We start from the raw sequence: 25,000 nt of genomic DNA on the forward strand, positions 1-25,000 counted from the left end.
TAGGTTGCGTAGTTGTTTCGCCAATGAAACATCTTCCTTCAACTCGCCTGCAAAGGAATGCCCCCAGCAATGGACTTCTCGCTCAAGCACCTGGCTGTGACCACCCTGCTGCTATCCAGCTTCGCAACACTCTCCGCGCCAGCACTCGCCAACATCACCGCGCAGCAGAGCGCGACGCTCGTCAAGACCCTCGCTGACACATCGGTCACCGACTTCAGGCAATTCCTGGGCAGCGTGGCCAAGAGTGACCTGGCCAAAACCGCCGACCTGGGTCCGGCCATCAACGCCTTTCTCGACAACAAGCCCCTTTCAACCGAACAGCAGAATGAAATCCATCGTCTGCTGGGCATCTACGCGCGAGTGAAATACGGCAGCGCCGCCACCGAAACCCTGAAAGAACTGGTAGCGATCCCGACCTACCGCAAGGACGGCGTGGCCCAGCACGAGAATCCCGAATTCCTCAAGATCGCCGACAAGATCAAGAGCCTCGCCCAGAGCTTCAATCTGAACTTCCGCAACATCGACAACCGAGTCTATGAAATTTCCCTGCCAGGCAGCGGCGACGAAGTCGTGGGTATCCACGCACACGCCGATGTGGTCCCGGTGAAGCCGGAAAACTGGGTGCTGAAGGACGGCACACGGCTCGACCCGTTCAAAGTCACCCTGGTGGGCGACCGCATGTATGGCCGAGGCACGGAGGATGACAAGAACGGTATCGTCGTGGCGCTCTATGCCATGAAGATCATCAAGGAAGAGAAGCTGCCCCTGGCGAGGAACTTCAAGCTGTTGGTGGACACCACCGAAGAAACCACCGGCGACGCGATCCCCTACTACTTCGAACACAACCCGACGCCGAATTACAACCTGGCGCTGGATGGCGGCTATCCGGTCGTGATTGCCGAAAAAGGCTATGGCACGGTCATGGCAAACTTTGCCCGCCGCCCCGCACAAGGCAAGGGCGCCGAAATCACAGCCCTGACCGGCGGCCTGGCAACCAACCAGATTCCATCGACATCGGTGGCCACCTTCGTCGCTGACAAGCCTGCCGAACTGGCCGCCAGCCTGCTCAAGGCCGGTACCGATTATGCCAAGCGCAACGGCGGCAACTTCGAGGTCGCCAGCAAGGTCGTCGGCAAAGACGTCCAACTGACCTTTACCGGTGTTTCCGCTCACTCGTCAGAACCCGAGTCGGGCGTGAACCCGGTAGCGCGGATGCTGGACTTCATCAACGGCCTCGACGGCAAGGTCGCACTCAAGCACAACCACATCACCGACGCCGCCCGCTACGCCGCTGACAACTGGGGCCTGGACTACCTGGGCAAGCAGTTGGGGATTGGCTTCTCCGACGCGTTCATGGGCCCGCTGACCGCCTCCCTGACCTACGTCGGCATGGATGAGAAGACCTTCAAGCTCGCCGTCAACCTGCGTGTTCCAGTCGGCAAGCCCACTGAAGCGCTCAAGTCCGAAATTGCCGACAAACTGGCGGCCTGGAGCAAGAAGTCCCACGTGGCGGTGGCCTTCGATTACTCCATCGACGAACCGATGTACCGCAACCCCGAGGGTGAATGGGTCAAGGCGCTATTGGCCGTGGCCACCGAGAACCTGGGCATGGAGCACAAGTACGGCACCTCGGCGGGCGCCACTTCGGTCCACGACCTGCCCAACGGCGTGCAGTTCGGCCTGGCAATGCCCGACGTCAAATACACCGGGCATAACGACAACGAGTTCAAGACGGTCGAGCAGTTCATGTTGGACTTGCAGATCGTGACCGAGATGATGGGGCGGATCGGACAGATGCCGAAGCTCTGAGTACACCCGCCGGCCAGTTGGTTCCAGGCTGGCAGGTTTTAATGTGGCGAGGGGATTTATCCCCGCTGGGCTGCGAAGCGGCCCTAAGATTGTGGGGCCGCTTCGCGCCCCAGCGGGGATAAATCCCCTCGCCACAGGTTTGGTCTATTCCTTCAGACAGGTGCTTTAGTCTATTTCTTCGGATTGGCGCTTTGGTCTGTAATGTCAGTCAATTCCAATCCCCACTCCCCATGCAGGTACCAATCCTCCCCGATCATCTCAGCCGGATGCATGGTCCGGTCGGCGCCGTTGCCACAGGCCAGGGCGTTCGACGCGCAGTAACGGTCGCAGCCCCAGCAGATGCGTTCAGGGTGTTTGGGACTTACGGGAAAGGGCTTGGCCATGGGAACCCCGCTGACAGATGGGTGTAGCTGCACCCTACCGCGCCAGTCCCGTACAGCCCTTGATTTCGATCAAGAGCCTTCCTCTCATCGCTTTCATGGAATCACGCTGAAAATTGACAATAATCATTATTATTCGCAGCGAAGCTCCCTAGACTCCGGCCAACTCTTACGTCGTCCAGGAAGTCATCATGCGCACGCTCGTTCCCCTGTCTCTCGCCCTCCTCGTTCTCGCGCCACTGGCCCAGGCTAAGGAATACCCCATCGGCGAACCGCAACTGTGCCCGGGACTGGAAGTCGGCGCGGTGTACCTGCAACCGATTGAAATGGCCCCGGCCGGCATGATGCGCGCCACTGCTGATTCCGATGTTCACCTGGAAGCGGATATCCGCGCCACGGCGGACAACCCGCAAGGCTTCCAGGAAGGCAGCTTCGTGCCGTACCTCAACGTGTCGTTCCTGCTGAAAAAACAGGGCAACGACACCGAGCTCAAGGGTGACTTCCATGCCATGGTCGCCAATGACGGACCGCACTACGGCGACAACGTGAAGCTGCTCGGCCCCGGCAAATATCAACTGACCTTCACCCTCCTGCCCCCCGGCGGTCATGGCTCGCTCGGTCGTCATACCGATAAGGAAACCGGTGTCGCGCCGTGGTTCGAACGATGTGAATTGCACTACGAGTTCGTCTACGCCGGGATCGGTAAGAAAGGCGGATATTGAAGATGGCCCGCCGAACCTGCGGGCTGCCTGTCGCGAGGCATGGACGCCTGGCTTGGCTGATGCTGGCGGGCCTGCTGCCCTCACTGGCCCAGGCCGAGCTGCCGACTTATGAGCTAAGCATCCGCGACGGACATTTCACCCCGGCGCTGTTGGAAGTAGCGGCCGGACAGCGCTTCAAGATCGTGCTGAAAAACGTCGGCCAGGGCCCGGCGGAGTTCGAGAGCACGCCATTGCGAGTGGAAAAAGTGCTGTCACCCGGGGTCACCACCTTTGTCGTGATTCACCCGTTGCGTCCGGGGCACTATCCGTTTTTCGATGAATTCAATCCGCAACTGCCCGAGGGCGGCATCCTGGCCCAGTAATCGGTCAGCAGGAGGCGTTTGCATGACTCAATCGATGTTTATTGTCTGGCGCGAAAGCGTCGAGGCCTTGTTGGTACTCGGGATTCTCCAGGCCTGGGTCAGCCGGCAGCGACAGACCCGGCAATTATTGCGCTACGTCTGGAGCGGCGCTGCCCTGGGCCTGCTGCTTTCGACCGCGCTGGCCGGTCTGATCCTGCTGGCCGGCGAGGCCATGAGCGGCGCGGCCAACGAATGGTTCCAGGCCTCATTGGCGCTGTTCGCCAGTGTGCTGATCGTGCAGATGGTGAGCTGGATGCAACGCAACGCCGGCACGCTCAAGCAGGAACTGACCCGTCACGCCGATCAGCGCCTGGACCGCCAGGGTGGCCTGGGCCTGCTGGTCCTGGCGCTGTTGGCTGTGAGCCGAGAAGGCAGTGAAACCGTGGTCTTCCTGTATGGTGCCGGGGCCCGCCTGCAGGGGCCGCAGTTGGGCCTGTTCGCCATTGGCGCGGTGGCTGGGCTGGTACTGGCGCTGCTGACCGTTTCCTTGCTGCACAGCAGTCGACGGTTCATCTCATGGCCACGTTTCTTTGCCATCAGCGAGGCAATTCTTTTGTTGCTGGGAGCGGCGTTGCTGGTCAGCGGTATCGAACGGGTCGGCGGACAGTTGCTTGCGATGGACTGGCCGGAGGCGATGTATCGCGGCATCGGCGATGCCCTGTGGGACACCAGCGCGATCCTGGATGATGGTCATGGGTTCGGTGGTTTCCTGGCCGATTTTGCCGGGTATCGGGCGAGTCCCAGTGCACTGACGTTGCTGGTGTGGATCGCTTATTGGCTGACCGTCGTCGGCTGGCTGCGGCCACGCAAGGTGGAAACCCTGCCATGCCCGACCTGAATGCCTGGCTCCAGCGCCTGGGTGACGGCATGCGCCGCCACGGCGCGATCATTCGTGCGGTGCAATGGGCGGTGGTGCTGTTCTATGGGGTGCTGCTGGTGATACCTGCATTCCTGCCCTTGCCGGACAGCCAGGCGCGCCTTTTCGACAACCTCACATTGTTGGCTCAATTTCTGTTCTGGGGCCTCTGGTGGCCCTTCGTGTTGCTGTCGATTGTGCTGTTCGGCCGGCTCTGGTGTGGTGTGCTGTGTCCAGAAGGGGCCTTGAGCGAATGGGCCAGCCACTACGGCAAGGGCCTGGGCATGCCCCTAGGCCTGCGCTGGGCCGGCTGGCCGACCCTGGCGTTCTGCCTGACCACGATCTATGGCCAACTCATCAGCGTCTATGACTATGCCCAGGCTGCGTTGTTGATCCTTGGCGGTTCGACCGTCGCGGCGGTGATCGTCGGTCTGCTGTTCGCCCGGGGCAAACGGGTGTGGTGCCGCTACCTGTGCCCGGTCAGCGGCGTCTTCGCCCTGCTCGCCCGTTTGGCGCCAGTGCATTTTCAGGTGGACGAACAACGCTGGCTGGAAAACCCGGCGCCCCGTCGGCCACCGCCCAACTGCGCGCCCTTGCTGGACATTCGTCGCATGCAAGGCGCCGCCGACTGCCACGCCTGCGGTCGTTGCAGCGGCCAGCGCGATGCCGTGCGCCTGATCGCCCGTTCCAGCAACCAGGAAATCCTTCACTCGACACCGAGTAGCGTCTCGCCGTGGGACGTGCGCTTGCTGTTGTTCGGCGTCATTGGCCTGGCCATGGGCGCTTTCCAGTGGACCGTCAGCCCGTGGTTCATCGCCTTGAAGCAGAACCTGGCCCAATGGCTGATCACCCACGATCTGCTCTGGCCCCTTCAGGACAACGCGCCGTGGTGGCTGCTGACGCACTATCCGCAGCTCAATGACAGTTTCAGTTGGCTCGATGGGTTGTGCATCCTTGCCTACCTGGGCATGAGTGCCTTGTTGCAGGGTGGTTCGTTGACGTTGCTGATACGCCTGGCGGCGAAAATATCGGGGGATGCTGCACAGTATTGGCCCTTGGCCATCACCTTGACGCCTCTTGGTGGTGCAGGGCTGTTTCTCGGCTTGTCAGCCACCACGGTGAAGCTGTTGCGCTATGAAGGGTTGTTGCTCGAATGGGTGCAGCCAGCCCGTGCCGCGCTGTTGCTGGCGGCGATGGCCTGGAGTCTGTGGCTGGGTTGGAAACGCTTGGAACAGATGCCCCCGGTTCGACGATTGCCCGCCATGGCATGCCTGGCATCGGCCTGCGGTTTGGTGGGGTATGGGTGGTGGTTGCAGTTCTGGGGGTGGTGATCCCGCAAGACTGTGTATAGCCAAACCCGTGGGAGCGAGCCTGCTCGCGATGACGCCGGCACATCCAACATCTTCCTGGACTGACCCACCGCTATCGCGAGCAGGCTCGCTCCCACATACCTTTCACCCCGACTCGGCTACACCTTGAACCGCGCCACCGTCTCATGCAGCGAGCCGGCCATCTGTGCCAGGTCCTGGCCGGCCGTATCGGTGTGCCTTGCCCCCAGCAGCACCTGTTCCGACAGGTTGCGAATGCCCACCAGGTTGCGGTCCACCTCCCGGGCCACCAGGGCCTGTTGTTCCGTGGCGCTGGCGATCATCAGGTTGCGCTCGTTGATCTGCGAAATCGAGCGGGCGATTTCATCCAGGGCGTCGCCGGAACGCTGGGCGACTTGCAAGGTGTCCTGTACCCGCTCGCTGCTGCTTTGCATGGCCGTCACGGCATGCCCACTGTCCTGGCGGATGTTGCCGATCATGTCCTCGATTTCCCGGGTCGAATCCTGGGTGCGATGGGCCAACGCGCGGACTTCGTCAGCCACCACCGCGAAGCCACGCCCGGCATCGCCGGCCCGGGCGGCTTCGATGGCGGCGTTCAGGGCCAACAGGTTGGTCTGCTCGGCGATGCCACGGATCACATCCAGTACCGAGCTGATGTCCTCGACCCGTCCCGCCAACTGCTGGATGCGCGCCGACGTGTCCGTCACGCCGTCCGCCAGCGCCGAGATGGAAGCGACCGTCTGCTGAACCTGCTCACGGCCACGCTGGGCGGTCTGCTCCGAGACTCGCGAGGCTTCGCTGGTGCTCACGGCGTTGCGCGCCACCTCGTCCACCGCCGCCGTCATTTGGTTCACCGCCGCCGCAGCCTGCTCGATTTCCATGCCTTGCAACTGCAACGTGCTGTTGGTCTGGCTGCTCACCGCACTCAGCTCTTCGGATGAACTGGCCACCCGATCCACCGAGGCCGCAATGTGCCTGACCATGGTGTTGAGGTTCTGCTGCATGTCGTGCATGTTGCTCATTACACTGTCATTGGCGCCGACGCCTACCGGCACGCGGATCGTCAGGTCGCCCTGGGCGATGTGGCTCAGCACCCGCGCGGCATCATCGGGCTCGCCGCCCAACGGACGGGTCACGCTGCGGGTCACCAGTATCGCCACGGTACTCACCACGGCCAGGCAGGCCAGGACCAACATCAGCATGTTGCGCCGCGCATCGCTGTAGCGCGCCTGGGCCAGGCGCTCGCGTTCGGCGAACAACGTGCCTTGCATCGCCATCAGCCCTTCCAGGCTTTTGTACACCTCAAGCTCCGCCGGGATCACCCCTTGCCTGAGTTGCGTCATCGCGTCATCCATCGCGCCCTGGCGGATCAGCGCCTGTACCTGGACGAATGCGGCCACATAAGCCTCTCGACGTTTCTTCAGTTCGGCAAAAGCCGCCTTGCCTTCGGGCTGAAACAACAACGGCTCCAGCGTCGCGAAAGCCTGGGTGATGCGTTGCCGCGTGGCATCGATGGATTGCTGCACCTGGGTATTGTTCTTGTCGATCAGCAAGTCCCGGGTGTTCCTGGCGTTATCGCGCACGCCCGTGGCGATCACCATGATCGGGTCGATCTTCGGCCAATCCTGCCAGACGATCTGCTCGGCCTGGTCGCGCAGCACAGCCAGATCGTGCAAGGCGTACAACGCCAGGGCGATCAAGGCCAGTGGTGCGATGGCAAAGCCGATCACGATACGTTGGGCGGTGGTGAGTCTGGTCATATCAAATGCTCCCTGTTCAACTACCTGCCGGTCCGGCAGCGCATTTGAAAACCTTGGAAAAAAGTGAGCGGGTCATTCCGAGCCGCGGTGTCGTTCGTCCCGGCGCAGGCTTAGCTGCGCAACACGAACGAGGGAAACAACTCCCGCAGGGCGGCCCACAGTTCGGGCTGCAAGGCGTGTGCCGAAACGCTGGAGAGGTGTGGGTCGAGCATCCGGGCGGTGCGCACCAGTTGCACGGCGAAGCGGGTCACACCCCGCTCGCTCAGGCGCCGGGCCAGGGTCAACAGCCGCCCGGGGTCGAACAGATGCCAATGCACCGTGGTGCGACACTCGTAATCCACGCCGCTGGCCAGCAGATAGTCGAGGCTGCGCCAGTTGGCTGCGCCACTGCCTTCGACCCGGGTCACGTCCAGGGCATCTTCGGGCAGCGCCTTGACGTCGAAGCCCACCCAGTCGGCTTGCCCAACCACCTTGGCGAACGCCGCCGGCTTGATGCCGGCGCTGTGCAGGCCGATGCGAAAGCCCATCTGCCGCACCTCCTCCATGGCCGAGCCCAGGCCGTCCTGCAAGGTCGGCTCGCCGCCGCTGAACACCACGGCGTCGAGCAGGTCCTGGCGGCGTTGCAGGAACGCCAGCACCCTGCACCAATCCACTTCCTCGCTGCCACGGGGCGGGATCAGTTGCGGGTTATGGCAATAACGACAACGCCAGGCGCAACCCTGGCAAAACAGTACGCAAGCCAATTGGCCCGGATAATCGAGGGTGGTCAGGGGCACCATGCCCCCGACCCGCAGCACTCGACTCATGGACGCCCGGCCGCGCGTTCAGTGAAATGCACCCGCTCGCGGTGCTCGGACTGCTTGCCCGGGTTGAACGCCGCCACCGGGCGGTGATACCCCATCACCCGGGTCCAGACTTCACAACGTTGGCGCTGGGCCTGCGGAAGGTTGCTCGATTCATTCATGGTGAAACTCCTTGCGGTGGATGATCGGATCAGTGGACGCTGCGTGCCTGCTGCTGTTGCAGCAGCAACGCCTCGTCGCATTTGGGACAGAACTCGTGTTCACCGGCCAGGTAGCCATGCACCGGGCAGATGGAAAACGTCGGCGTGACCGTCAGGTACGGCAGCCGGAAACGCCCCAGGGCCTTGCGCACCAATTGCTTGCAGGCCTGGGTGGATGAAATCTGCTCGGCCATGTACAGGTGCAACACGGTGCCGCCGGTGTACTTGCATTGCAGTTCGTCCTGCAGTTCCAGGGCTTCGAACGGGTCCTCGGTAAACCCCACCGGCAATTGCGAAGAGTTGGTGTAGTACGGCGCGACCGGACTGCCGGCCTGCAGGATATCGGGGTAGCGCTTGAGGTCTTCCTTGGCGAAGCGGTAGGTGGTGCCTTCGGCGGGCGTGGCTTCCAGGTTGTAGAGGTGGCCGGTCTCCTCCTGGAAACGCAGCAGCGTCGCCCGTACATGATCGAGCAACTGCAGCGCGAACTCGCGTCCCTGCCCGGTGTGCAGCCCCTGCTGGTCATCGGTGAAATTGCGCAGCATTTCGTGCAGGCCATTCACGCCGATGGTGGAGAAGTGATTGCGCAAGGTGCCCAGGTAACGCTTGGTGTAGGGATACAGGCCGGCGTCCATGTGGTGCTGGATCACCTTGCGCTTGACCTCCAGGCTTTCCTTCGCCAGTTCCATCAGGGCATCGAGACGCTGCAACAGTGCGCTGGTGTTGCCCTTGTACAGGTAGCCCAGCCGTGCGCAGTTGATCGTCACCACCCCCAGCGAGCCGGTCTGTTCCGCCGAACCGAACAAGCCGCCACCGCGCTTGAGCAGCTCGCGCACATCCAGTTGCAAGCGGCAGCACATTGACCGCACCTGGTTGGGTTGCATGTCCGAGTTGAGGAAATTCTGGAAGTACGGCAAGCCGTAGCGGGCCGTCATTTCGAACAGGCGGTCGGCGTTTTCGCTGTCCCACGGGAAATCATGGGTGATGTTGTAGGTCGGGATCGGGAAGGTGAACACCCGCCCTTTCGCATCGCCGGCTTGCATTACCTCGATGTAGGCGCGATTGATCAGTTCCATTTCCGCTTGCAGGTCGCCATAGGCGAACGGCATCTCTTCACCACCGATGATCGGAATCTGTTCGCGCAGATCCTGCGGACAGACCCAGTCGAACGTCAGGTTGGTAAACGGCGTTTGCGTGCCCCAGCGCGAGGGGACGTTGAGGTTGTAGATGAACTCCTGCAACGACTGGCGGATCTCGTCGTAGCTGAGCCGGTCCTTGCGCACGTAGGGCGCCAGGTAGGTGTCGAACGAGCTGAAGGCCTGGGCCCCGGCCCATTCGTTCTGCAGGGTGCCGAGGAAATTCACCATCTGCCCCAGGGCACTGCTCAGGTGCTTGGGCGGCCCGGCCTCGACCCGCCCCGGTACACCGTTGAGGCCTTCGTGCAATAGCGTACGCAGGGACCAACCGGCACAGTAGCCGGCGAGCATGTCCAGGTCATGGATGTGCAGGTCGGCCTCGCGGTGCGCCTCGCCGATGGCCTGGCTGTAGACTTCATCGAGCCAATAGTTGGCGGTGACCTTGCCGGAGACGTTGAGGATCAACCCGCCGAGGGAATACCCCTGGTTGGCGTTGGCCTGCACGCGCCAGTCTTCACGATCGAGGTATTCGTTCATCGACGTGGCGACTTCCACCAGGGTGCGGCGGTCCCGGCGCAGGCGCCCGTGTTGCTCGCGGTAGACGATGTAGGCGCGCATGGCGAGGAAGAAACCGGCGTCCATCAGCACCCGCTCGACCCGGTCCTGGATCTGCTCGACGTTCAATCGTGACTGCCCTTCCAATCGGGCAAGTACGGCGTCGAGCAGCGCTTCGGCTTCAGCCTCCGCGTATTCGCCGGTGGCCTTGCCGGCGGCGATCAGCGCCTGGCGGATCTTGTCCGCATCGAAGGCGACCACACTGCCGTCGCGCTTGTGCAGGCGGTTGCACCCTACTGAGATCAACGTACTTTGCATTTGGGCTCCAGACACTACATATAGGCCTTTCAAGTTCATAAAACACAATATGCAGTGGAGAGTACGGGTTGAAGGCTGGTTTGCAATTGACTGATGTCAAGAATCGGGGGAGTCAATTGATAGGGATGTGACTGGGCTGCCGTCATCGCGAGCAGGCTCGGTCCCACAGGGGACCTGGGTGAACACAAATCTCCCAGTCAACCCAAACCCCATGTGGGAGCGAGCCTGCTCGCGATAGCGCCGCCACAGGCAACGATGCTCCTCACCCCCCACTCATGTTCATGAACCGTACGATCTGCACCTCCCCACCCGGGTTGAAGTCGTGACGCAGAGGCTTGCCGCGCAAGGCGTGTTGCACCGCCTGGATCACCGGCTGGTCCTCCAGCGGATAGCGCCGCAGCAGGCCACGCAGGTCGAGGGAGTTCTCTTGTCCAAGGCACAGCAGCAAGCGCCCTTCAACGGTCATGCGCACCCGGTTGCAACTGGCGCAGAAGTTGTGGGTGTTCGGCGAAATGAAGCCGATCCGCGTATCAGGATGGCGCTCCAGGCGCACATAACGCGCCGGCCCGCCGCTATTCTCGGCGCTATCGAGCAACCGGTGATGACGGACGATCGCCGCCCGGACCTCTTCGCTGGAACAAAACGACTCGCCCCGGGAACGTCCTACCTCTCCCAACGGCATTTCCTCGATGAAGCTGATGTCGATGCGTTGCTCGATGGCGTACTGCACCAACGCCGGCACCTCATCGAAATTGCGCCCCTTCATCACCACGCAGTTGAGCTTGATCCGCTCGAACCCGGCCGCCTTCGCCGCTTCGATGCCAGCCAGCACCTGGTCGAGGTTGCCGTTACGGGTGATGGCCCGAAAACGCTCGCCGTCCAGGCTATCGAGGCTGATGTTCATGCGCTTGACGCCGGCATCGACCAGCGGCCTGGACAACCGCCCCAACTGCGAGCCGTTGCTGGTCATCACCAGCTCCCGCAGGCCGGGCAATGCTGCGATATCGCGGCACAACCCGACGATACCCGGGCGAATCAGCGGCTCGCCGCCGGTCAGGCGGATCTTCTTCACTCCCAGGCCGACGAACAACCGCGCCAACCGCTGGAGCTCTTCCAGGGTCAATACCTGCTGACGCGGCAGGAAGGTCATGTGCTTCGCCATGCAATACACACAGCGAAAATCACAACGATCGGTCACCGACATCCGCAAATAATCGATCTGGCGCCCAAATCCATCCTGCAGCACAGCGTTCATGAATGCCCCCTGTTCGAGTCGATGCTCACTGCACCAGCGGCGAGTCGGCGCCCTGAAGATGAATGCCGCGAATGTCCGCTGCACCGATCAGGGTTTGCAGGTACTGCACCAGCGCTTTCTGCCAGACGCCCTGCTGCAACTGGGTGCGGATCGCCGTCGCCACCGCCTCGTAAGGCAACGGCTGGCCGTCGATGCGCTGGTCGATGCTGATCACGTGCCAGCCATAGCGACTCTCCAGGGGTTTGCCGCACAGTCCCGCCGGCAAGGCGAACAACTGACGCTCAAGCTCAGGCACGGTCTGGCCCTTGCTGATCTGCCCCAGCGACCCGCCCTGCTCCTTGGACGGGCAAGCCGAATACTTATGGGCCAGATCGGCGAAGCTGCCCGGAGCCTGGTCCAGTCGTTCCAGCAGCAGTTCGGCCTGGACATGGGCGAGGCTGCGTCCCTCGGCATCGTCCGGTGCGCATTCGAGCAGGATGTGCCGCACGGCCAGCAACGGTGCGCTGTGAAAGCGCGCCCGGTTGCTTTCGTAGTAGCGCAGGCAGGTCGCTTCGTCGCATTGCGGCACCTGCACCTCGCGCTCGAGCAGCAGCCGCGTCGCCGCCTCCTCTTCGTTTTCCCCAGCACCGACCTGCAGGGACAGGCCCAGCTCGGCGATGCGTTGCTGGAGCAGTTCCCGAATCACCAGGGCCCGCGCCGCCTGGTAGACCGCGTCCTCCCGACTCTGCGCCGGGTGGTACTGCAGCTCCTGGGCCATCGCCTGCGGGGTGATCGACACCCCGTTGACGCTGATGATCGGCCACTCCTGTTCACTGCTGGCAATCAACTGCGGCGACTCTTCGTCAACCGTCACCGGATCGAACTGCACCGCCCCAAGGGGCGCGACATCCGCCACGGGCGCCGCGCTTGCCGAAGATCCACAGCCGCCGCTGCCGCCATTACCGCCACCACATCCGCATCCACTGGCCATGATCGCCTCCTCAGAATTTCTGCCGAACGACTTGATAACGCCGTCCCAGGTACCAGACCGGCGCACTGACGATGTGCACCAGACGGGTGAACGGAAACAGCACGAACAGGGTCAGGCCGAGCAGCACATGGAGCTTGTAGACCAGGCCCACTGGCGCTATCGATTTGGCGGCGTCGACCGGACGCAACATCACGGTGTTCTGCGCCCAGTCGGCTAGCATCACCATCACCGAACCGTCCATGTGGGCGGTGGAGGCAACGATGGTCATCAGCCCCAGCACCAGTTGCACCAGCAAGACCACCAACACCAGGATGTCCGAGGTGTTGGACGTAGCGCGAACCCGTGGGTCGCTCAGCCGGCGGTTGAGCAGCATCAGCAAGCCGATCAGGCCCAACGCGCCGAAAAAGCCACCGGAAACCATCGCCAACAACTGCTTGTTCTCGGTACTCAGCACATGGTGGTAGACCGCCGACGGCGTCAGCAGGCCAACAAAGTGCCCGGCCAGCACGAACAGCACGCCGACGTGGAACAGGTTGCTCGCCACGCGCATGCCGCGCTTGTTCAGCATCTGACTGGAGCCGGCCTTCCAGGTGTACTGGGCGAGGTCGAACCGCGCCCAGCTGCCGAGCAGGCAGATCGCCAGGGCGACATAGGGGTAGACCCCGAACAACAACAGATCCCACTTAGACATTGCCCACCTCCCCGGCTGGCGCAGCGGCCAGCCCTTCATGCTGAAAATCCACCCAGTGCAACGGCACCGCACTTTCTTCCCTGACCCTGCCCGGCGCGCTCGGCAGCGAACTGCAACGGTCCTGCTGTTCGGCCTTCATGAAATCCACCGCCTCTTCCTCCCAGACCCGGTCAAGGGCTTCCAGGGAGTCGTCCCGTGGCTCGGCCTTCACTTGCTCGCGCAACTCGGCGACCGCGCCCTGGGGTTCGGCCCCGGCAACTTGCAGCAAGGCCCGGAAGCAACTGGCATAGGCGCTTTCACGCTCATCCAGGCGCGCGGCGAGCAAGGCCAGCAGGTGCGCGACATCCGCCAGGCCCTCGCGGGCCTCGAGGTCTTCGCGAGTGGAGAGATACTCCAGGTACAACGGGATGTAGTCGGGCAGTTCCTTGACGCCGATGGCGAAACCGGCTGCCTCGTATTGGGCCATCATGTCCACCATGGCCTGGCCCCGGTCGCGGGACTCGCCATGGACATGTTCGAACAGCAACAACGACAGCGAACGGCCGCGGCCGAACAACGCGCCGTAGTGCTCCTGGCCGTCCATCAGGTCCTTGGCGCAGATCACCTCCAGCAACTCGAACAGCCCGGCGCGCTGGTTGGGACTGATTTCCCGCGCCTGGAGAATCGCTTGCTCCAGCTCGTCACGACCGGCCACCAGGGTCTCGGTCGGGTAGTCGAGCAACAACGAAATCACCTTGAGAATGCGCATGCTCAGTCCTCCCACAACTGTACGGTCTTGATCACGTCGCGACGGTTGGCCTTCTTGCCGCCGAACATGTTGGTGTCGGAACTGCCGCTGCAACCGCTGCCGAAGCTGAAGCCGCACCCGGAGCGCTCGGCGAACGCGTCGCTCATGGCGTCTTCGCGGTGAGCACTCGGCACGACGAAACGGTCCTCGTAGTTGGCGATGGCCAGGTAGCGATACATCTCGTCGACCTGGTTCTCGCTCAAGCCGACATCGGCCAGCACTTGCAGGTCCTTCACGCCGTCAACCTGTTCGGAACGCTTGTAGGCACGCATCGCCAGCAGGCGCTTGAGGGCCAGCTTGACGGGCTTTTCATCGCCGGCGGTCAGCAGGTTGGCCAGGTAGCGCAGCGGAATGCGCAGGCTGTCGACGTCCGGGATCACCCCGTTCATGCCCACGGTGCCGGCGGCGGCAGCGTTCTGGATCGGCGACAGTGGCGGCACGTACCAGACCATCGGCAGCGTGCGGTATTCCGGGTGCAACGGCAGCGCGAGCTTCCAATCCACGGCCATCTTGTAGACCGGCGAGCGTTGTGCCGAATCGATCACTGACTGCGGCACGCCATCGGCCAGGGCCTGGCGGATCACCGCCGGGTCGTTCGGGTCGAGGAAGATCTCCAGTTGCTTCTCATACAGGTCCTGTTCGTTGGCGGTGCTCGCCACTTCGCTGATGCGGTCGGCGTCATACAGCAGCACGCCGAGGTAGCGAATCCGGCCGACGCAGGTTTCTGCACAGACCGTTGGCATCCCGGCTTCAATGCGCGGGTAGCAGAAGATGCATTTTTCCGACTTGCCGCTCTTCCAGTTGAAATAGATCTTCTTGTACGGGCAGCCGCTGATGCACATGCGCCAACCGCGGCATTTCTCCTGGTCGATCAGGACGATGCCATCCTCTTCGCGCTTGTAGATCGCACCGCTCGGGCAGGACGCCGCACACGCCGGGTTCAGGCAGTGCTCGCACAGGCGCGGCAGGTACATCATGAACGTGTTTTCGTACTCGCCGTAGATGTCCGCCTGGATCTTGTCGAAGTTCTTGTCCTTGCGCCGCTTGGCGAATTCAGTGCCGAGGATCTCCTCCCAATTCGGGCCCCACTCGATCTTCTCCATGCGCTTGCCGGACACCAGTGAGCGCGGCCGCGCGGTGGGCTGGTGCTCGCCCAGGGGCGCGGTGTGCAGGTGCTGGTAGTCGAAGTCGAACGGTTCGTAGTAGTCGTCCAGGCCCGGCAGGTCCGGGTTGGCGAAGATATTCGCCAACACGCGGAACTTGCCGCCGATGCGAGGGTTGATCGAGCCGTCGGCATTGCGGACCCAGCCGCCCTTCCATTTGTCCTGGTTTTCCCATTCCTTGGGGTAGCCGATGCCGGGCTTGGTCTCGACGTTGTTGAACCAGGCGTATTCCATGCCTTCACGGCTGGTCCAGACGTTCTTGCAGGTGATCGAACAGGTGTGGCAACCGATGCATTTGTCCAGGTTCAGGACCATGCCGATCTGTGAACGAATTTTCATCTCAATCTCCTCAATCCAGCTCAGTCGGCAGGGGACGCGGTAGGTCATCGCCGCTGGAGCCGTCGAGCCAGTCGACCTTGGCCATCTTGCGCACCACGACGAATTCGTCGCGGTTGCAGCCGACCGTGCCGTAATAGTTGAAGCCGTAGGCCTGCTGGGCGTAACCACCGATCATGTGGGTGGGCTTGAGCACCACGCGAGTCACCGAGTTATGGTGGCCGCCACGGGTCTTGGTGGTTTCCGAACCGGGCACGTTCACGATCCGTTCCTGGGCGTGGTACATCATCACCATGCCCTCCTTGACCCGCTGGCTGACCACCGCCCGGGCGGTCAGCGCGCCGTTGGCGTTGAAGCACTCGACCCAATCGTTGTCCTCGATGCCGGCGCGCCGGGCGTCGATCTCGGAGAGCCAGATGATCGGCCCGCCACGGCTCAAGGTGAGCATCAACAGGTTGTCGGTGTAGGTGCTGTGGATGCCCCACTTCTGGTGCGGCGTGATCCAGTTGAGGACGATCTCGGGCTCACCATTGCTGCGCTTGCCCTTCACCCCTTCGATGGTCCGGGTGTTGACCGGTGGCCGGTAGCTCATCAGCTGTTCGCCGAACGCCTGCATCCACGGGTGATCCTGGTAGAACTGCTGGCGGCCGGTGATGGTGCGCCATGGGATCGACTCATGAACGTTGGTGTAGCCGGCGTTGTAGCTCACGTGATCGTCTTCCAGGCCGGACCAGGTCGGGCTGGAAATGATCTTGCGCGGCTGGGCCTGGATGTCGCGGAAGCGGATCGCCTCGTGCTCCTTGGATACAGCCAGGTGGCTGTGGTCGATGCCAGTGAACTCCGACAGCGCCGCCCAGGCCTTGACCGCCACGTGGCCGTTGGTTTCCGGGGCCAGGGACAGGATCACTTCGGCGGCATCGATGGCGCTGTCGATTTTTGGCCGGCCCTGGCTGATGCCCGCGTCCACTTCGTGATGGTTCAGCTCACCGAGGAATTTCACTTCGGTGTCAGTGTTCCAGTTGATGCCCTTGCCGCCGTTGCCGAGCTTCTCGAGCAGCGGGCCCAGGGAAGTGAATTGCTTGTAGATGTTCGGGTAGTCGCGCTCCACCACTTGCAGGTTCGGGGCGTTCTTGCCCGGTTGCGGGGCCACCCCGGCGGTTTTCCAGTCGGTGCCGCCAAACGGCTGGGCCAGCTCGCCGACGCTGTCATGCATCAGGGGTACGGTGACCAGGTCTTTCTCGACACCCAGGTGTCCGACCGACATGGCCGAGAAAGCCTTGGCGATACCCTTGTAGATTTCCCAGTCCGAACGCGACTCCCAGGCCGGATCGATGGCCGCCGACAACGGATGGATGAACGGGTGCATGTCCGAGGTGTTCATGTCGTCTTTTTCGTACCAGGTGGCGGTCGGCAAGACGATGTCGGAATACACGCAGGTCGAAGACATGCGGAAATCCAGGGTGGTCACCAGGTCGAGTTTGCCGATGGCGCCCTCGTCGACCCATTCGGCCTCGGTCGGCTTGCAGTCGCCGACTTGGCCGATGTCCTCGTTCATCACGCCGTTCTTGGTGCCGAGCAGGTACTTGAGCATGTACTCGTGGCCCTTGCCCGAAGAACCCAACAGGTTGGAGCGCCAGATGAACATGTTGCGCGGGAAGTTCACCGGGTTGTCGGGCTGTTCACAGGCAAAGCGCAGCGACCCGTCCTGCCAGGACTTGACCACGTAGTCCTTGGGTTCCATGCCCGCGGCGGCGGCATCGCGGCAGATGTGCAACGGGTTGGTGTTGAGCTGCGGCGCGCTGGGCAACCAGCCGGCGCGTTCGGCGCGGATGTTGTAGTCCAGAGCGTGCTCGGGGAATTGCGACTTGTCCGCCAGGGGCGAGAGCACGTCGTGCATGCTCATTTTCTCGTGGCGCCATTGGGAGCTGTGGCCATAGAAGAAACTGGTGCCGTTCATCTGCCGTGCAGGACGATTCCAGTCCAGGCCGAAGGCCAGGGGCAGCCAGCCGCACTGCGGGCGGAGTTTTTCCTGGCCGACATAGTGAGCCCAGCCGCCGCCGGTCTGGCCGATGCAACCGCAGAGCATGAGCATGTTGATCAGCCCGCGGTAGTTCATGTCCATGTGGTACCAGTGGTTCATTGCCGCACCGACGATGATCATCGAACGTCCACGGGTCTTGTCGGCGTTGTCGGCGAATTCACGGGCGATCTGGATCGCTTTCTCGCGGCTGACGCCAGTGATCTGCTCCTGCCAGGCCGGGGTGCCGGGCACCGAGGCGTCGTCGTAGTCCTTGGCCACGTTGGCGCCGCCCAGGCCACGGTCGATCGCCAGGTTGGCCGCCGACAAGTCGAACACCGTGGCGACTTTCGCCACGCTGCCGTCGGCCAGCACCACGCTGTGTACCGGTACGCGGCGGAACTGCACCGCGTCACCGGCCACGTGCTGGAAGTGCTCCTGGGTTTCGCCGGCGAAGTACGGGAAGGCCACTTCAGCCACGTCACCGCCGATCAGGCTCAGCTTGAGGTCGATCTCGCGCCCCTCGCCGCCTTCACGGGGCAGGATGTTCCACTTGCCCTTCTCACCCCAGCGATAACCGATGGAGCCTTGGGGCGACACCAGTTCGCCAGCCGCATCGAGGGCGATGGTCTTCCACTCGGGGTTGTTGTCCTGGCCGAGGTTATCGGTGAGGTCGCTGGCCCGCAGGAAGCGGTCCGGCTGGTAACCCGCGCCCGGCGCCGTGCCGAGCATCGGCTTGAGCATCACCAGCACTGGCAGGTCGGTGTAGCGCTTGGCGTAGTCGGTGAAATAGGCGCTCGGCTTGTCCAGGTGAAATTCTTTGAAGATCACATGGTTGAAGGCCTGGGCCAGCGCGGCGTCGGTGCCCTGCTTGGGGTTGAGCCACAGGTCGGTGAGCTTGGCGACTTCCGAATAGTCCGGGGTGATTACCACGGTCTTGGTGCCCTTGTAGCGCACCTCGGTAAAGAAGTGCGCGTCGGGGGTACGGGTCTGCGGGACGTTGGAGCCCCAGGCAATGATGTAGTTGGAGTTGTACCAGTCGGCCGATTCCGGCACGTCGGTCTGCTCGCCCCAGACCATCGGCGAGGCTGGCGGCAAGTCGCAGTACCAGTCGTAGAAGCTCAGGCACACGCCACCGATCAGCGACAGGTAGCGAGCGCCGGCGGCGTAGCTGACCATCGACATGGCCGGGATCGGTGAGAAGCCCACCACCCGGTCCGGGCCGTGTTGCTTGACGGTATAGACGTTGGCCGCGGCGATGATTTCGTTGACTTCTTCCCAGTTGGAACGAATGAAGCCACCCATGCCGCGCTTGCTTTTATACGAGTCGGCCTTGGCCTTGTTCTCGACGATGCTGGCCCAGGCTTCCACCGGCGGCAGGGTCTGCCGGGCTTCACGCCACAGCTTGAGCAACGGCTTGCGCACCTTCGGGTACTTGAGCCGGTTGGCGCTGTAGATGTACCAGCTGTAGCTGGCGCCACGAGGGCAGCCGCGTGGCTCGTGGTTGGGCAGGTCGTTGCGGGTGCGCGGGTAGTCGGTCTGCTGGGTTTCCCAGGTGATCAGGCCGTTCTTGACGTAGATTTTCCACGAGCACGAGCCGGTGCAGTTCACCCCATGGGTGGAGCGCACGATCTTGTCGTACTGCCAGCGGGAACGGTAGACGTTCTCCCAGTCCCGGGACTCCTTGCGGGTCTCGCCATGTCCCTCGGAAAACTCGCCTTGTTTGCGGTTGAAGAACCGCAGTTGATCCAGTAAATGACTCACAGTGTCTTTCCTCTCAGGCTTGCTCCGCGGGGTCTGCGCCCCGCCCACGCACTGGTGGCCTGTGTGGCTAATTAGCGCACTCAATTTCGGCGCCAGGACTCGTCAAGCTGCGTTGCCATTCCTCGCCGTAGCGGGCTACGACTCGTCATGGCGCCTTGCCCGACGAGTCCTGACACTCGAACTTGAGCACGCTAATTAACCGTACAGGCCACTGTTTGAATTCGTCTTAGCAGGGAGTCGCGGCGCCCTTGCGCGCGTACCACCACCAGGTCACCACGATGCAGCTCAGGTAGAAGCCGACGAACATGTAGAAGGCCATTTCCGGGCCGCCGGTCAGGGCCATCGAAGTGCCGAAGGACTTGGGAATGAAGAACGCACCGAAGGCACCCATGGCCGAGCTGAAACCCAACACCGCGGCCGATTCCTTGCCGGCGTTCTTGAGTGCTTGCTCACGCAGCTCGGGCTTCTTGCCCAGGGCGGCTTTCTCGTGAAGGGTGCGGAAGATCACCGGGATCATGCGGAAGGTGGAACCGTTGCCCACGCCGGTGGTGATGAACAGCAACATGAACATGCCCAGGAAGCCGTAGAAGCTGCCACCCTGGCCACCTTGCGGCAGGAAGTGCAGAACGCCGAACACCATCGCGATCATCAGCACGAAGTTCCACAAGGTGACTTTCGCGCCACCGAGCTTGTCCGCCAGCCAGCCACCCAACGGCCGTACCAGTGCACCCACCAGGGGGCCGAGGAAGGCAAACTTGAGGGCGATGACGTCAGGGAACGAGGTCTTGATCAGCAGTGGGAACGCGGCGGAGAAACCGATGAACGAGCCGAACGTGGCCAGGTACAGCCAGCACATCAACCAGTTGTGCTTGCGCTTGAAAATCACCGCCTGCTCGCTGAACGAAGCACGGGCACTGGATAGGTCGTTCATGCCGAACCAGGCAATCAGCGTCACAGCGAGGATGAACGGCACCCAGATGAAGCCGGCGTTCTGCAGCCACAACGAACTGCCGTCGGCCAGCACCTGGGGTTGACCGCCCATGAAGCCGAACACCCCGAAGGAGATCACCAGCGGCACGCTGAACTGCATCACCGAGACGCCCAGATTGCCCAGGCCGGCGTTCAACCCCAGGGCGGTGCCCTGTTGGGACTTGGGATAGAAGAAGCTGATGTTGGACATGCTCGAGGCGAAGTTGCCACCACCAAAACCGCAGAGCAGCGCGATCAGTACGAACACGCTGTAGGGCGTGGTCGGATTCTGCACGGCGAAGCCCATCCACAGCGCAGGTATCAGCAGCGACGCGGTGCTCAGGGCGGTCCAGCGCCGTCCGCCGAAGATCGGCACCATGAACGAGTAAAACACCCGCAAGGTCGCGCCGGACAACCCCGGCAGTGCCGCCAGCCAGAACAACTGGTCGGTACTGAAGCTGAAACCGATGGCATTCAGGCGCACGATCACCGTGCTCCAGACCATCCACACCGCGAAGGCCAGCAGCAGCGCCGGGATCGAGATCCACAGGTTGCGACGCGCGGTCTGTTTGCCACTGCGACCCCAGAAGGCCGGGTCTTCGGGGCGCCAGTCATGAATGACCGGGCCCTTGTCAGGCGTTTGCAGAACGGACATGTTCTTCTCCTTGGGCAATGCTGGAAAACGGGGGTTGGCTGGCAAGCGGTTGCTTACCGAGCAGCGGGCGCTTGCGGATTTCGCTGAGGTACATCCAGATCAGGGAGACCCAGACCACGCCGTACAGCAACATGAAGCAGGACGAGCGCACGCCGGTGAGATCCACCAGGGCACCGAACAGGATCGGCAGCACGAAGCCGCCCAGGCCACCGGCCAGGCCGACAATGCCGGACACCGCGCCCATGTTTTTCGGGTAGTCGTTGGCGATGTATTTGAAGACCGAGGCCTTGCCGAACGCGAAGGCGACGCCCATCACGAACAGCAGCACGGTGAACAGCGTGGCACTGAGGCCGATGTGAAAGTCGACGATGCCGTTGACGGTATGCACTTGCAGTTGGGTCTGCGGGTACGACAGCAGGAACAGGCAGATCCAGCTGACCCACAGCACCCACCAGGTCACGCTCTGGGCGCCCCAGCGATCCGACATCCAGCCGCCGACGGCCCGCAGCACGCCGCCCGGCAGGGAGAAACACGCGGCCAGCAGCGCTGCGCTTTGCAGACTGAAACCGTATTCCTGCACGTAGTATTTGGTCATCCACAGGGCCAGGGCCACGTAACCGCCGAACACGATCGAGTAGTACTGGCAGTAGCGCCACACGGCCGGTTCTTTCAAGGCCTTGAGTTGTTCACGCAGGCTCGCGCCGCTGACGCTGCGATGTTCTTTTTTCTCGGCGGTGAGGAACCAGAACAGCAGCGCGGTGATGAACAGGATGGCGCTGAACACCTTCGGCACCAGGTGCCAGGTGCCCAGGGCGATCAGCGCCGGAGCCAGGAACTTGGTGAGCGCTGATCCGGCGTTGCCGGCGCCGAACACGCCCATGGCGAAGCCCTGGTTCTGTTTGTCGAACCACTTGGCGACGTAGGCGATGCCGACTGAAAACGAACCGCCGGCCAGGCCGACGAACAGCCCCAGCACCAGGAACTGCCAGAACTCGGTCGCCAGGGTGATCAGGTACAGCGGCAACACGCAGGACAGCATCAACAGGAAGAACACGATCCGCCCGCCGAAGCGATCGGTCAGGATCCCCAGAGGCAGGCGTACCAGCGAACCAGTCAGTACCGGGGTGGCGGCCAGCAGGCCGAACTGGGTCTCGTTAAGCGCGAGCATTTCCTTGATCGGAACGCCCAGCACGGCAAACATCATCCAGACCATGAAGCACACGGTGAAGGCCAGGGTACTCATCCCCAGTACCAGCCCTTGTTGCACTTGCGCTCGCATCACGCTGCACTCCCCTCGATTCGATGAGCGCAGCCTAGTGATGCGAACCCGGTAAAAACTTGACCTGGGTCAACGTGCCCAGGAGCCGTTCTGGCCTATGCTGGACCCGTCTACCTCCAAAGGGGTAGACCTTGAAATTGATAAAACCCTTTGTTTATCAATATCTTGACCAAATAGGCCGAAGCTTTTATCGAAACGGAACGGCCAACAACTCTTTAGAGGTAGTGCACCCAGGACGGCTGCAACACCCCTCGTCCGGGACGCTCCCATGCCAGGCTTGAACAGACTCTTCCAGGGCCAGCCACAATGATGAGCTGGCTGCGCAGCTCCCTGCCCGCGCGCGCCGGGGTCGCGGTGATTCTCATCGCCATCCTTGCCCTGGCCAGCTCCCTGAGCGCCGGCTTGATCGCCTGGTTCAGCCAGGGCGACGCAGCGGCGATCAACACCGCCGGCTCGGTGCGCATGGAGACCTACCACCTCAGCTGGAAACTGGCGGCCGGTGCCACCGGGGACATCGCCCCGATCATCGACAGCCTGCAACAACGCCTCGACAGCCCTTCCCTTCATGCCGTGCTGGAAGACGGCCCGACCACCGCCCTGCATCAGAGCTATCGCGACCTCCTGCAACGCTGGAACCAGACCCTTCGCCCTGCCGTCGAGCGCGGCGATTCGGCGTTTTTCCAGGCCAGCGCCGACTCGTTCGTCGAGCAACTGGACCAGTTCGTCACCCTGTTGCAACGCCAGAGCGAACACAAACAGGGCTGGCAACAGACGATCCAGGGCATGGCGCTGTTCAGCACCATGATCATCCTGCTCATTGGCCTGTACGAACTGCAATACAGCGTGGTCACGCCATTGCAGGAGCTGGTGGTCGCGACCCAGCGTTTTCGTCGTGGCGAATTCCAGGTGCGGGTCAATCACCAATCCGAAGATGAACTGGGCCAATTGGCGACCAGCTTCAATACCATGGCCGAAACCATCGAGCAGTCCCATCGCACCCTGGAAGATCAGGTTCGCCAGAAGACCCTGAACCTGCAGCACGCCAACGCCGCGTTGGAGTTGCTGTACCAAAGCAGTCGCAGCCTGGCCACCCGCCAGGCCAATGCCCAGGGCCTGGACGAATTGATCCAGCGCTTCCAGCAACGGCTCCCGGGCCTGCGCCTGTCGCTGTGCCTGCAGGGGCAGTTGCAGGCACCCGCGCGGCAACTGCTGGCCATTCATGGCGCCAACAACCGCGAGGTCTGCGCCAGCAGCGACTGCGCCACCTGCGAGAAACATCATGGCGCCCGCCCGCAAACTTTCAGCATCAGCAACCAGGGCAATGAGTTGGGAGAACTGAAGGCGCACTTTGTCGACGGACACGCAGCGCAGCCCTGGGAAACCGCATTGATCCAGGCCCTGGCCAACCTGATCGGCACGTCGCTGTCACTCAAGCGCCAACGCGAGCAGGACCATCGCCTGTTGCTGCTCGACGAGCGCACCATCATTGCCCGGGAACTGCACGACTCCCTGGCCCAGGCCCTGTCCTACATGAAGCTGCAAGTCAGTCGCATGCAGACCCTGATGCGTCGCGGCGAACCGGTGCAGACCCTGGAGACAGTCACTGGTGAGTTGCGCGAAGGCCTCAACAACGCCTACCGGCAGTTGCGCGAATTGCTCACCACCTTCCGCCTGCAGATCCATGACGACGGACTGATCCATGAGCTCAAGGAGACCGCCGAAGAGTTCTCTCACCGTGGCGATTTCCAGGTGCACCTGTTCGTCGACACCCTGGCCTTCGAGCTGTCGGCCAGCGAGCAGATCCACATCCTGCAGATCACCCGCGAAGCCTTGTCCAACTGCCTGCGCCATGCCCATGCCGAAAACGCCTGGCTGCAGTTGCGCCAGGAAGGCGAAACAGTACAGCTGTCGATCGAAGACGATGGCCGTGGTTTCAGCGGTGAGGTGGACCAGCGCGAGCACCACGGCCTGAACATCATGAACGAACGGGCTCGCAGCCTGCGCGGCCAGCTGCAGATCCTCTCCCGAACACCCCAGGGCACCCATATCCAGGTGCGCTTCCAACCGGAATTCCTGGGCCAACCCACCGAAGGCCTTGCTACATGAACGCTCCCCTGCGCCACACCCTGCTGCTGGTCGATGACCATCCGATGATGCGTCGCGGGATCCGCCAGATGCTTGAACTTGAAGATGATCTGCAGATAGTCGGCGAAGCCAGCCATGGCGAGGAAGCCCTGACGCTGATCGAGCCGCTCAAGCCCGATCTGGTGCTGCTGGACAACAACATGCCGCAGATGAACGGCATCGAGACCCTGCGCCGACTGCGGGCCATGCACTACAGCGGCAAGGTGCTGTTGTTCACGGTGTCCGACGCCGAGGACGACATTCGCGATGCCCTGCGCCTGGACGCCAATGGCTACCTGCTCAAGGACATGGAACCCGAATTGCTGATCCAGTACATCCGCGACGCCCTGGGCGGTGCCCTGGTGATCAGCCCCGGCCTGACCCGCGTCATGGCCCAGGCCCTGCGCTCCCCGCCGCGCCAACCCGAAGTGGAACTGACCGAGCGCGAACGCCAGGTACTCAGGACCATCGCCAGCGGCCACAGCAACAAGGTCATCGGGCACAAACTGGGCATCACCGAAGGCACGGTCAAGGTCCACGTCAAGAACCTGCTGCACAAGCTCGGCTTGCGTTCGCGGGTCGAGGCGGCGGTCTGGGCGATGGAGCATCTGCGCGGAGCCGGTTGAATCAGCTCCCCCACCTAGTGCTTGCAGGCAGTGTGTCTGACACAGATCCCCTGTGGGAGCGAGCCCTGCTCGCGATGGCGTCAGCACAGCCAACATCCC

The 25,000-nt window shown here is 62.6% G+C and carries 20 protein-coding genes; 7 read left to right on the forward strand and 13 right to left on the reverse strand.

The annotated features are described in order from the left end of the window. Positions 1 to 69 precede the first annotated feature (69 nt). On the forward strand, positions 70 to 1,809 hold the full coding sequence (locus ACODTO_RS12985; RefSeq protein WP_489106546.1) for a dipeptidase: 1,740 nt from the start codon (positions 70 to 72) through the stop codon (positions 1,807 to 1,809). A gap of 170 nt (positions 1,810 to 1,979) precedes the next feature. On the opposite strand, the gene ACODTO_RS12990 is transcribed toward ACODTO_RS12985, so the two are convergent. Next, positions 1,980 to 2,192 (reverse strand): DUF3079 domain-containing protein, encoded by a 213-nt coding sequence (locus ACODTO_RS12990; RefSeq protein WP_139643464.1) that lies wholly within the window; start codon positions 2,190 to 2,192, stop codon positions 1,980 to 1,982. Positions 2,193 to 2,380: 188 nt separating this feature from the next. Between ACODTO_RS12990 and ACODTO_RS12995 the strand changes: the two genes are divergently transcribed. Genes ACODTO_RS12995 through ACODTO_RS13010 form a run of 4 tightly spaced genes read left to right on the forward strand, consistent with a single transcriptional unit; the run spans position 2,381 to position 5,499 of the window. Then, entirely contained in the window at positions 2,381 to 2,911 is a 531-nt protein-coding gene (locus ACODTO_RS12995; RefSeq protein WP_489106547.1) for an iron transporter, read from the forward strand. 2 nt (positions 2,912 to 2,913) lie between these two features. Beyond that, a complete protein-coding gene (locus tag ACODTO_RS13000; protein WP_489106548.1) occupies positions 2,914 to 3,273 on the forward strand; it encodes a cupredoxin domain-containing protein in 360 nt (119 codons plus the stop codon). Between the two features lie 22 nt (positions 3,274 to 3,295). Continuing rightward, positions 3,296 to 4,150, forward strand: coding sequence for an FTR1 family iron permease (locus tag ACODTO_RS13005; protein ID WP_489106549.1), 855 nt, complete (start codon positions 3,296 to 3,298; stop codon positions 4,148 to 4,150). Beyond that, positions 4,138 to 5,499, forward strand: a complete 1,362-nt coding sequence (locus tag ACODTO_RS13010; RefSeq protein ID WP_489106550.1) for a 4Fe-4S binding protein — start codon at positions 4,138 to 4,140, stop codon at positions 5,497 to 5,499. The genes ACODTO_RS13005 and ACODTO_RS13010 overlap by 13 nt, the downstream gene beginning before the upstream one ends. Positions 5,500 to 5,636: 137 nt before the next feature. Here the strand turns inward: ACODTO_RS13010 and ACODTO_RS13015 are convergent, their stop codons facing one another. The 12 genes from ACODTO_RS13015 to ACODTO_RS13070 all read right to left on the reverse strand — a co-directional run bounded on the left by ACODTO_RS13015 (position 5,637) and on the right by ACODTO_RS13070 (position 22,151). Then, positions 5,637 to 7,256: a methyl-accepting chemotaxis protein gene (locus ACODTO_RS13015; protein ID WP_489106551.1), complete on the reverse strand. Its 1,620-nt coding sequence runs from the start codon at positions 7,254 to 7,256 to the stop codon at positions 5,637 to 5,639. Positions 7,257 to 7,366: 110 nt separating this feature from the next. Then, positions 7,367 to 8,062 (reverse strand): anaerobic ribonucleoside-triphosphate reductase activating protein, encoded by a 696-nt coding sequence (locus tag ACODTO_RS13020; protein ID WP_489106552.1) that lies wholly within the window; start codon positions 8,060 to 8,062, stop codon positions 7,367 to 7,369. After that, on the reverse strand, positions 8,059 to 8,220 hold the full coding sequence (gene nrdD, locus ACODTO_RS13025; RefSeq protein WP_139643483.1) for an anaerobic ribonucleoside-triphosphate reductase: 162 nt from the start codon (positions 8,218 to 8,220) through the stop codon (positions 8,059 to 8,061). Before nrdD ends, ACODTO_RS13020 begins: the two co-directional genes overlap by 4 nt. A 29-nt stretch (positions 8,221 to 8,249) precedes the next feature. Then, positions 8,250 to 10,265 (reverse strand): ribonucleoside triphosphate reductase, encoded by a 2,016-nt coding sequence (locus ACODTO_RS13030; RefSeq protein WP_464709105.1) that lies wholly within the window; start codon positions 10,263 to 10,265, stop codon positions 8,250 to 8,252. Positions 10,266 to 10,527: 262 nt separating this feature from the next. Further along, positions 10,528 to 11,520 carry a GTP 3',8-cyclase MoaA gene (moaA, locus tag ACODTO_RS13035; protein WP_139643490.1) on the reverse strand — a complete coding sequence of 331 codons (993 nt, stop codon included), beginning with the start codon at positions 11,518 to 11,520 and terminating at the stop codon, positions 10,528 to 10,530. A gap of 25 nt (positions 11,521 to 11,545) precedes the next feature. Continuing rightward, positions 11,546 to 12,490 (reverse strand): peptidylprolyl isomerase, encoded by a 945-nt coding sequence (locus ACODTO_RS13040; protein WP_139643493.1) that lies wholly within the window; start codon positions 12,488 to 12,490, stop codon positions 11,546 to 11,548. 10 nt (positions 12,491 to 12,500) lie between these two features. Further along, the gene (gene narI, locus ACODTO_RS13045; RefSeq protein ID WP_489106553.1) at positions 12,501 to 13,181 is read right to left on the reverse strand and encodes a respiratory nitrate reductase subunit gamma; all 681 of its coding nucleotides are present in this window, start codon (positions 13,179 to 13,181) and stop codon (positions 12,501 to 12,503) included. After that, positions 13,174 to 13,929: a nitrate reductase molybdenum cofactor assembly chaperone gene (gene narJ, locus ACODTO_RS13050; protein WP_489106554.1), complete on the reverse strand. Its 756-nt coding sequence runs from the start codon at positions 13,927 to 13,929 to the stop codon at positions 13,174 to 13,176. Before narJ ends, narI begins: the two co-directional genes overlap by 8 nt. A gap of 2 nt (positions 13,930 to 13,931) precedes the next feature. Continuing rightward, positions 13,932 to 15,470: a nitrate reductase subunit beta gene (narH, locus tag ACODTO_RS13055; RefSeq protein WP_175363905.1), complete on the reverse strand. Its 1,539-nt coding sequence runs from the start codon at positions 15,468 to 15,470 to the stop codon at positions 13,932 to 13,934. 10 nt (positions 15,471 to 15,480) lie between these two features. Continuing rightward, positions 15,481 to 19,248, reverse strand: coding sequence for a nitrate reductase subunit alpha (locus ACODTO_RS13060; RefSeq protein WP_489106555.1), 3,768 nt, complete (start codon positions 19,246 to 19,248; stop codon positions 15,481 to 15,483). Positions 19,249 to 19,474: 226 nt separating this feature from the next. Further along, a complete protein-coding gene (locus ACODTO_RS13065) occupies positions 19,475 to 20,872 on the reverse strand; it encodes a NarK family nitrate/nitrite MFS transporter (RefSeq protein ID WP_024776631.1) in 1,398 nt (465 codons plus the stop codon). Further along, positions 20,850 to 22,151: an MFS transporter gene (locus ACODTO_RS13070; protein WP_217505838.1), complete on the reverse strand. Its 1,302-nt coding sequence runs from the start codon at positions 22,149 to 22,151 to the stop codon at positions 20,850 to 20,852. The genes ACODTO_RS13065 and ACODTO_RS13070 overlap by 23 nt, the downstream gene beginning before the upstream one ends. Positions 22,152 to 22,457: 306 nt before the next feature. Between ACODTO_RS13070 and ACODTO_RS13075 the strand changes: the two genes are divergently transcribed. Next, positions 22,458 to 24,257 carry a HAMP domain-containing protein gene (locus tag ACODTO_RS13075; RefSeq protein ID WP_175386238.1) on the forward strand — a complete coding sequence of 600 codons (1,800 nt, stop codon included), beginning with the start codon at positions 22,458 to 22,460 and terminating at the stop codon, positions 24,255 to 24,257. Continuing rightward, on the forward strand, positions 24,254 to 24,901 hold the full coding sequence (narL, locus tag ACODTO_RS13080) for a two-component system response regulator NarL (protein WP_489106556.1): 648 nt from the start codon (positions 24,254 to 24,256) through the stop codon (positions 24,899 to 24,901). Before ACODTO_RS13075 ends, narL begins: the two co-directional genes overlap by 4 nt. The last annotated feature ends 99 nt before the right edge of the window (positions 24,902 to 25,000 follow it).

The organism is Pseudomonas sp. FG13 (assembly GCF_057809755.1).

Excerpts from the sequence above, each read along its gene's own strand:
- ACODTO_RS12985 (WP_489106546.1), top strand. The coding sequence starts at position 70 with ATGGACTTCTCGCTCAAGCACCTGGCTGTGACCACCCTGCTGCTATCC.
- ACODTO_RS12990 (WP_139643464.1), bottom strand. The coding sequence starts at position 2,192 with ATGGCCAAGCCCTTTCCCGTAAGTCCCAAACACCCTGAACGCATCTGC.
- ACODTO_RS12995 (WP_489106547.1), top strand. The coding sequence starts at position 2,381 with ATGCGCACGCTCGTTCCCCTGTCTCTCGCCCTCCTCGTTCTCGCGCCA.
- ACODTO_RS13000 (WP_489106548.1), top strand. The coding sequence starts at position 2,914 with ATGGCCCGCCGAACCTGCGGGCTGCCTGTCGCGAGGCATGGACGCCTG.
- ACODTO_RS13005 (WP_489106549.1), top strand. The coding sequence starts at position 3,296 with ATGACTCAATCGATGTTTATTGTCTGGCGCGAAAGCGTCGAGGCCTTG.
- ACODTO_RS13010 (WP_489106550.1), top strand. The coding sequence starts at position 4,138 with ATGCCCGACCTGAATGCCTGGCTCCAGCGCCTGGGTGACGGCATGCGC.
- ACODTO_RS13015 (WP_489106551.1), bottom strand. The coding sequence starts at position 7,256 with ATGACCAGACTCACCACCGCCCAACGTATCGTGATCGGCTTTGCCATC.
- ACODTO_RS13020 (WP_489106552.1), bottom strand. The coding sequence starts at position 8,062 with ATGAGTCGAGTGCTGCGGGTCGGGGGCATGGTGCCCCTGACCACCCTC.
- nrdD (WP_139643483.1), bottom strand. The coding sequence starts at position 8,220 with ATGAATGAATCGAGCAACCTTCCGCAGGCCCAGCGCCAACGTTGTGAA.
- ACODTO_RS13030 (WP_464709105.1), bottom strand. The coding sequence starts at position 10,265 with ATGCAAAGTACGTTGATCTCAGTAGGGTGCAACCGCCTGCACAAGCGC.
- moaA (WP_139643490.1), bottom strand. The coding sequence starts at position 11,520 with ATGAACGCTGTGCTGCAGGATGGATTTGGGCGCCAGATCGATTATTTG.
- ACODTO_RS13040 (WP_139643493.1), bottom strand. The coding sequence starts at position 12,490 with ATGGCCAGTGGATGCGGATGTGGTGGCGGTAATGGCGGCAGCGGCGGC.
- narI (WP_489106553.1), bottom strand. The coding sequence starts at position 13,181 with ATGTCTAAGTGGGATCTGTTGTTGTTCGGGGTCTACCCCTATGTCGCC.
- narJ (WP_489106554.1), bottom strand. The coding sequence starts at position 13,929 with ATGCGCATTCTCAAGGTGATTTCGTTGTTGCTCGACTACCCGACCGAG.
- narH (WP_175363905.1), bottom strand. The coding sequence starts at position 15,470 with ATGAAAATTCGTTCACAGATCGGCATGGTCCTGAACCTGGACAAATGC.
- ACODTO_RS13065 (WP_024776631.1), bottom strand. The coding sequence starts at position 20,872 with ATGTCCGTTCTGCAAACGCCTGACAAGGGCCCGGTCATTCATGACTGG.
- ACODTO_RS13070 (WP_217505838.1), bottom strand. The coding sequence starts at position 22,151 with ATGCGAGCGCAAGTGCAACAAGGGCTGGTACTGGGGATGAGTACCCTG.
- ACODTO_RS13075 (WP_175386238.1), top strand. The coding sequence starts at position 22,458 with ATGATGAGCTGGCTGCGCAGCTCCCTGCCCGCGCGCGCCGGGGTCGCG.
- narL (WP_489106556.1), top strand. The coding sequence starts at position 24,254 with ATGAACGCTCCCCTGCGCCACACCCTGCTGCTGGTCGATGACCATCCG.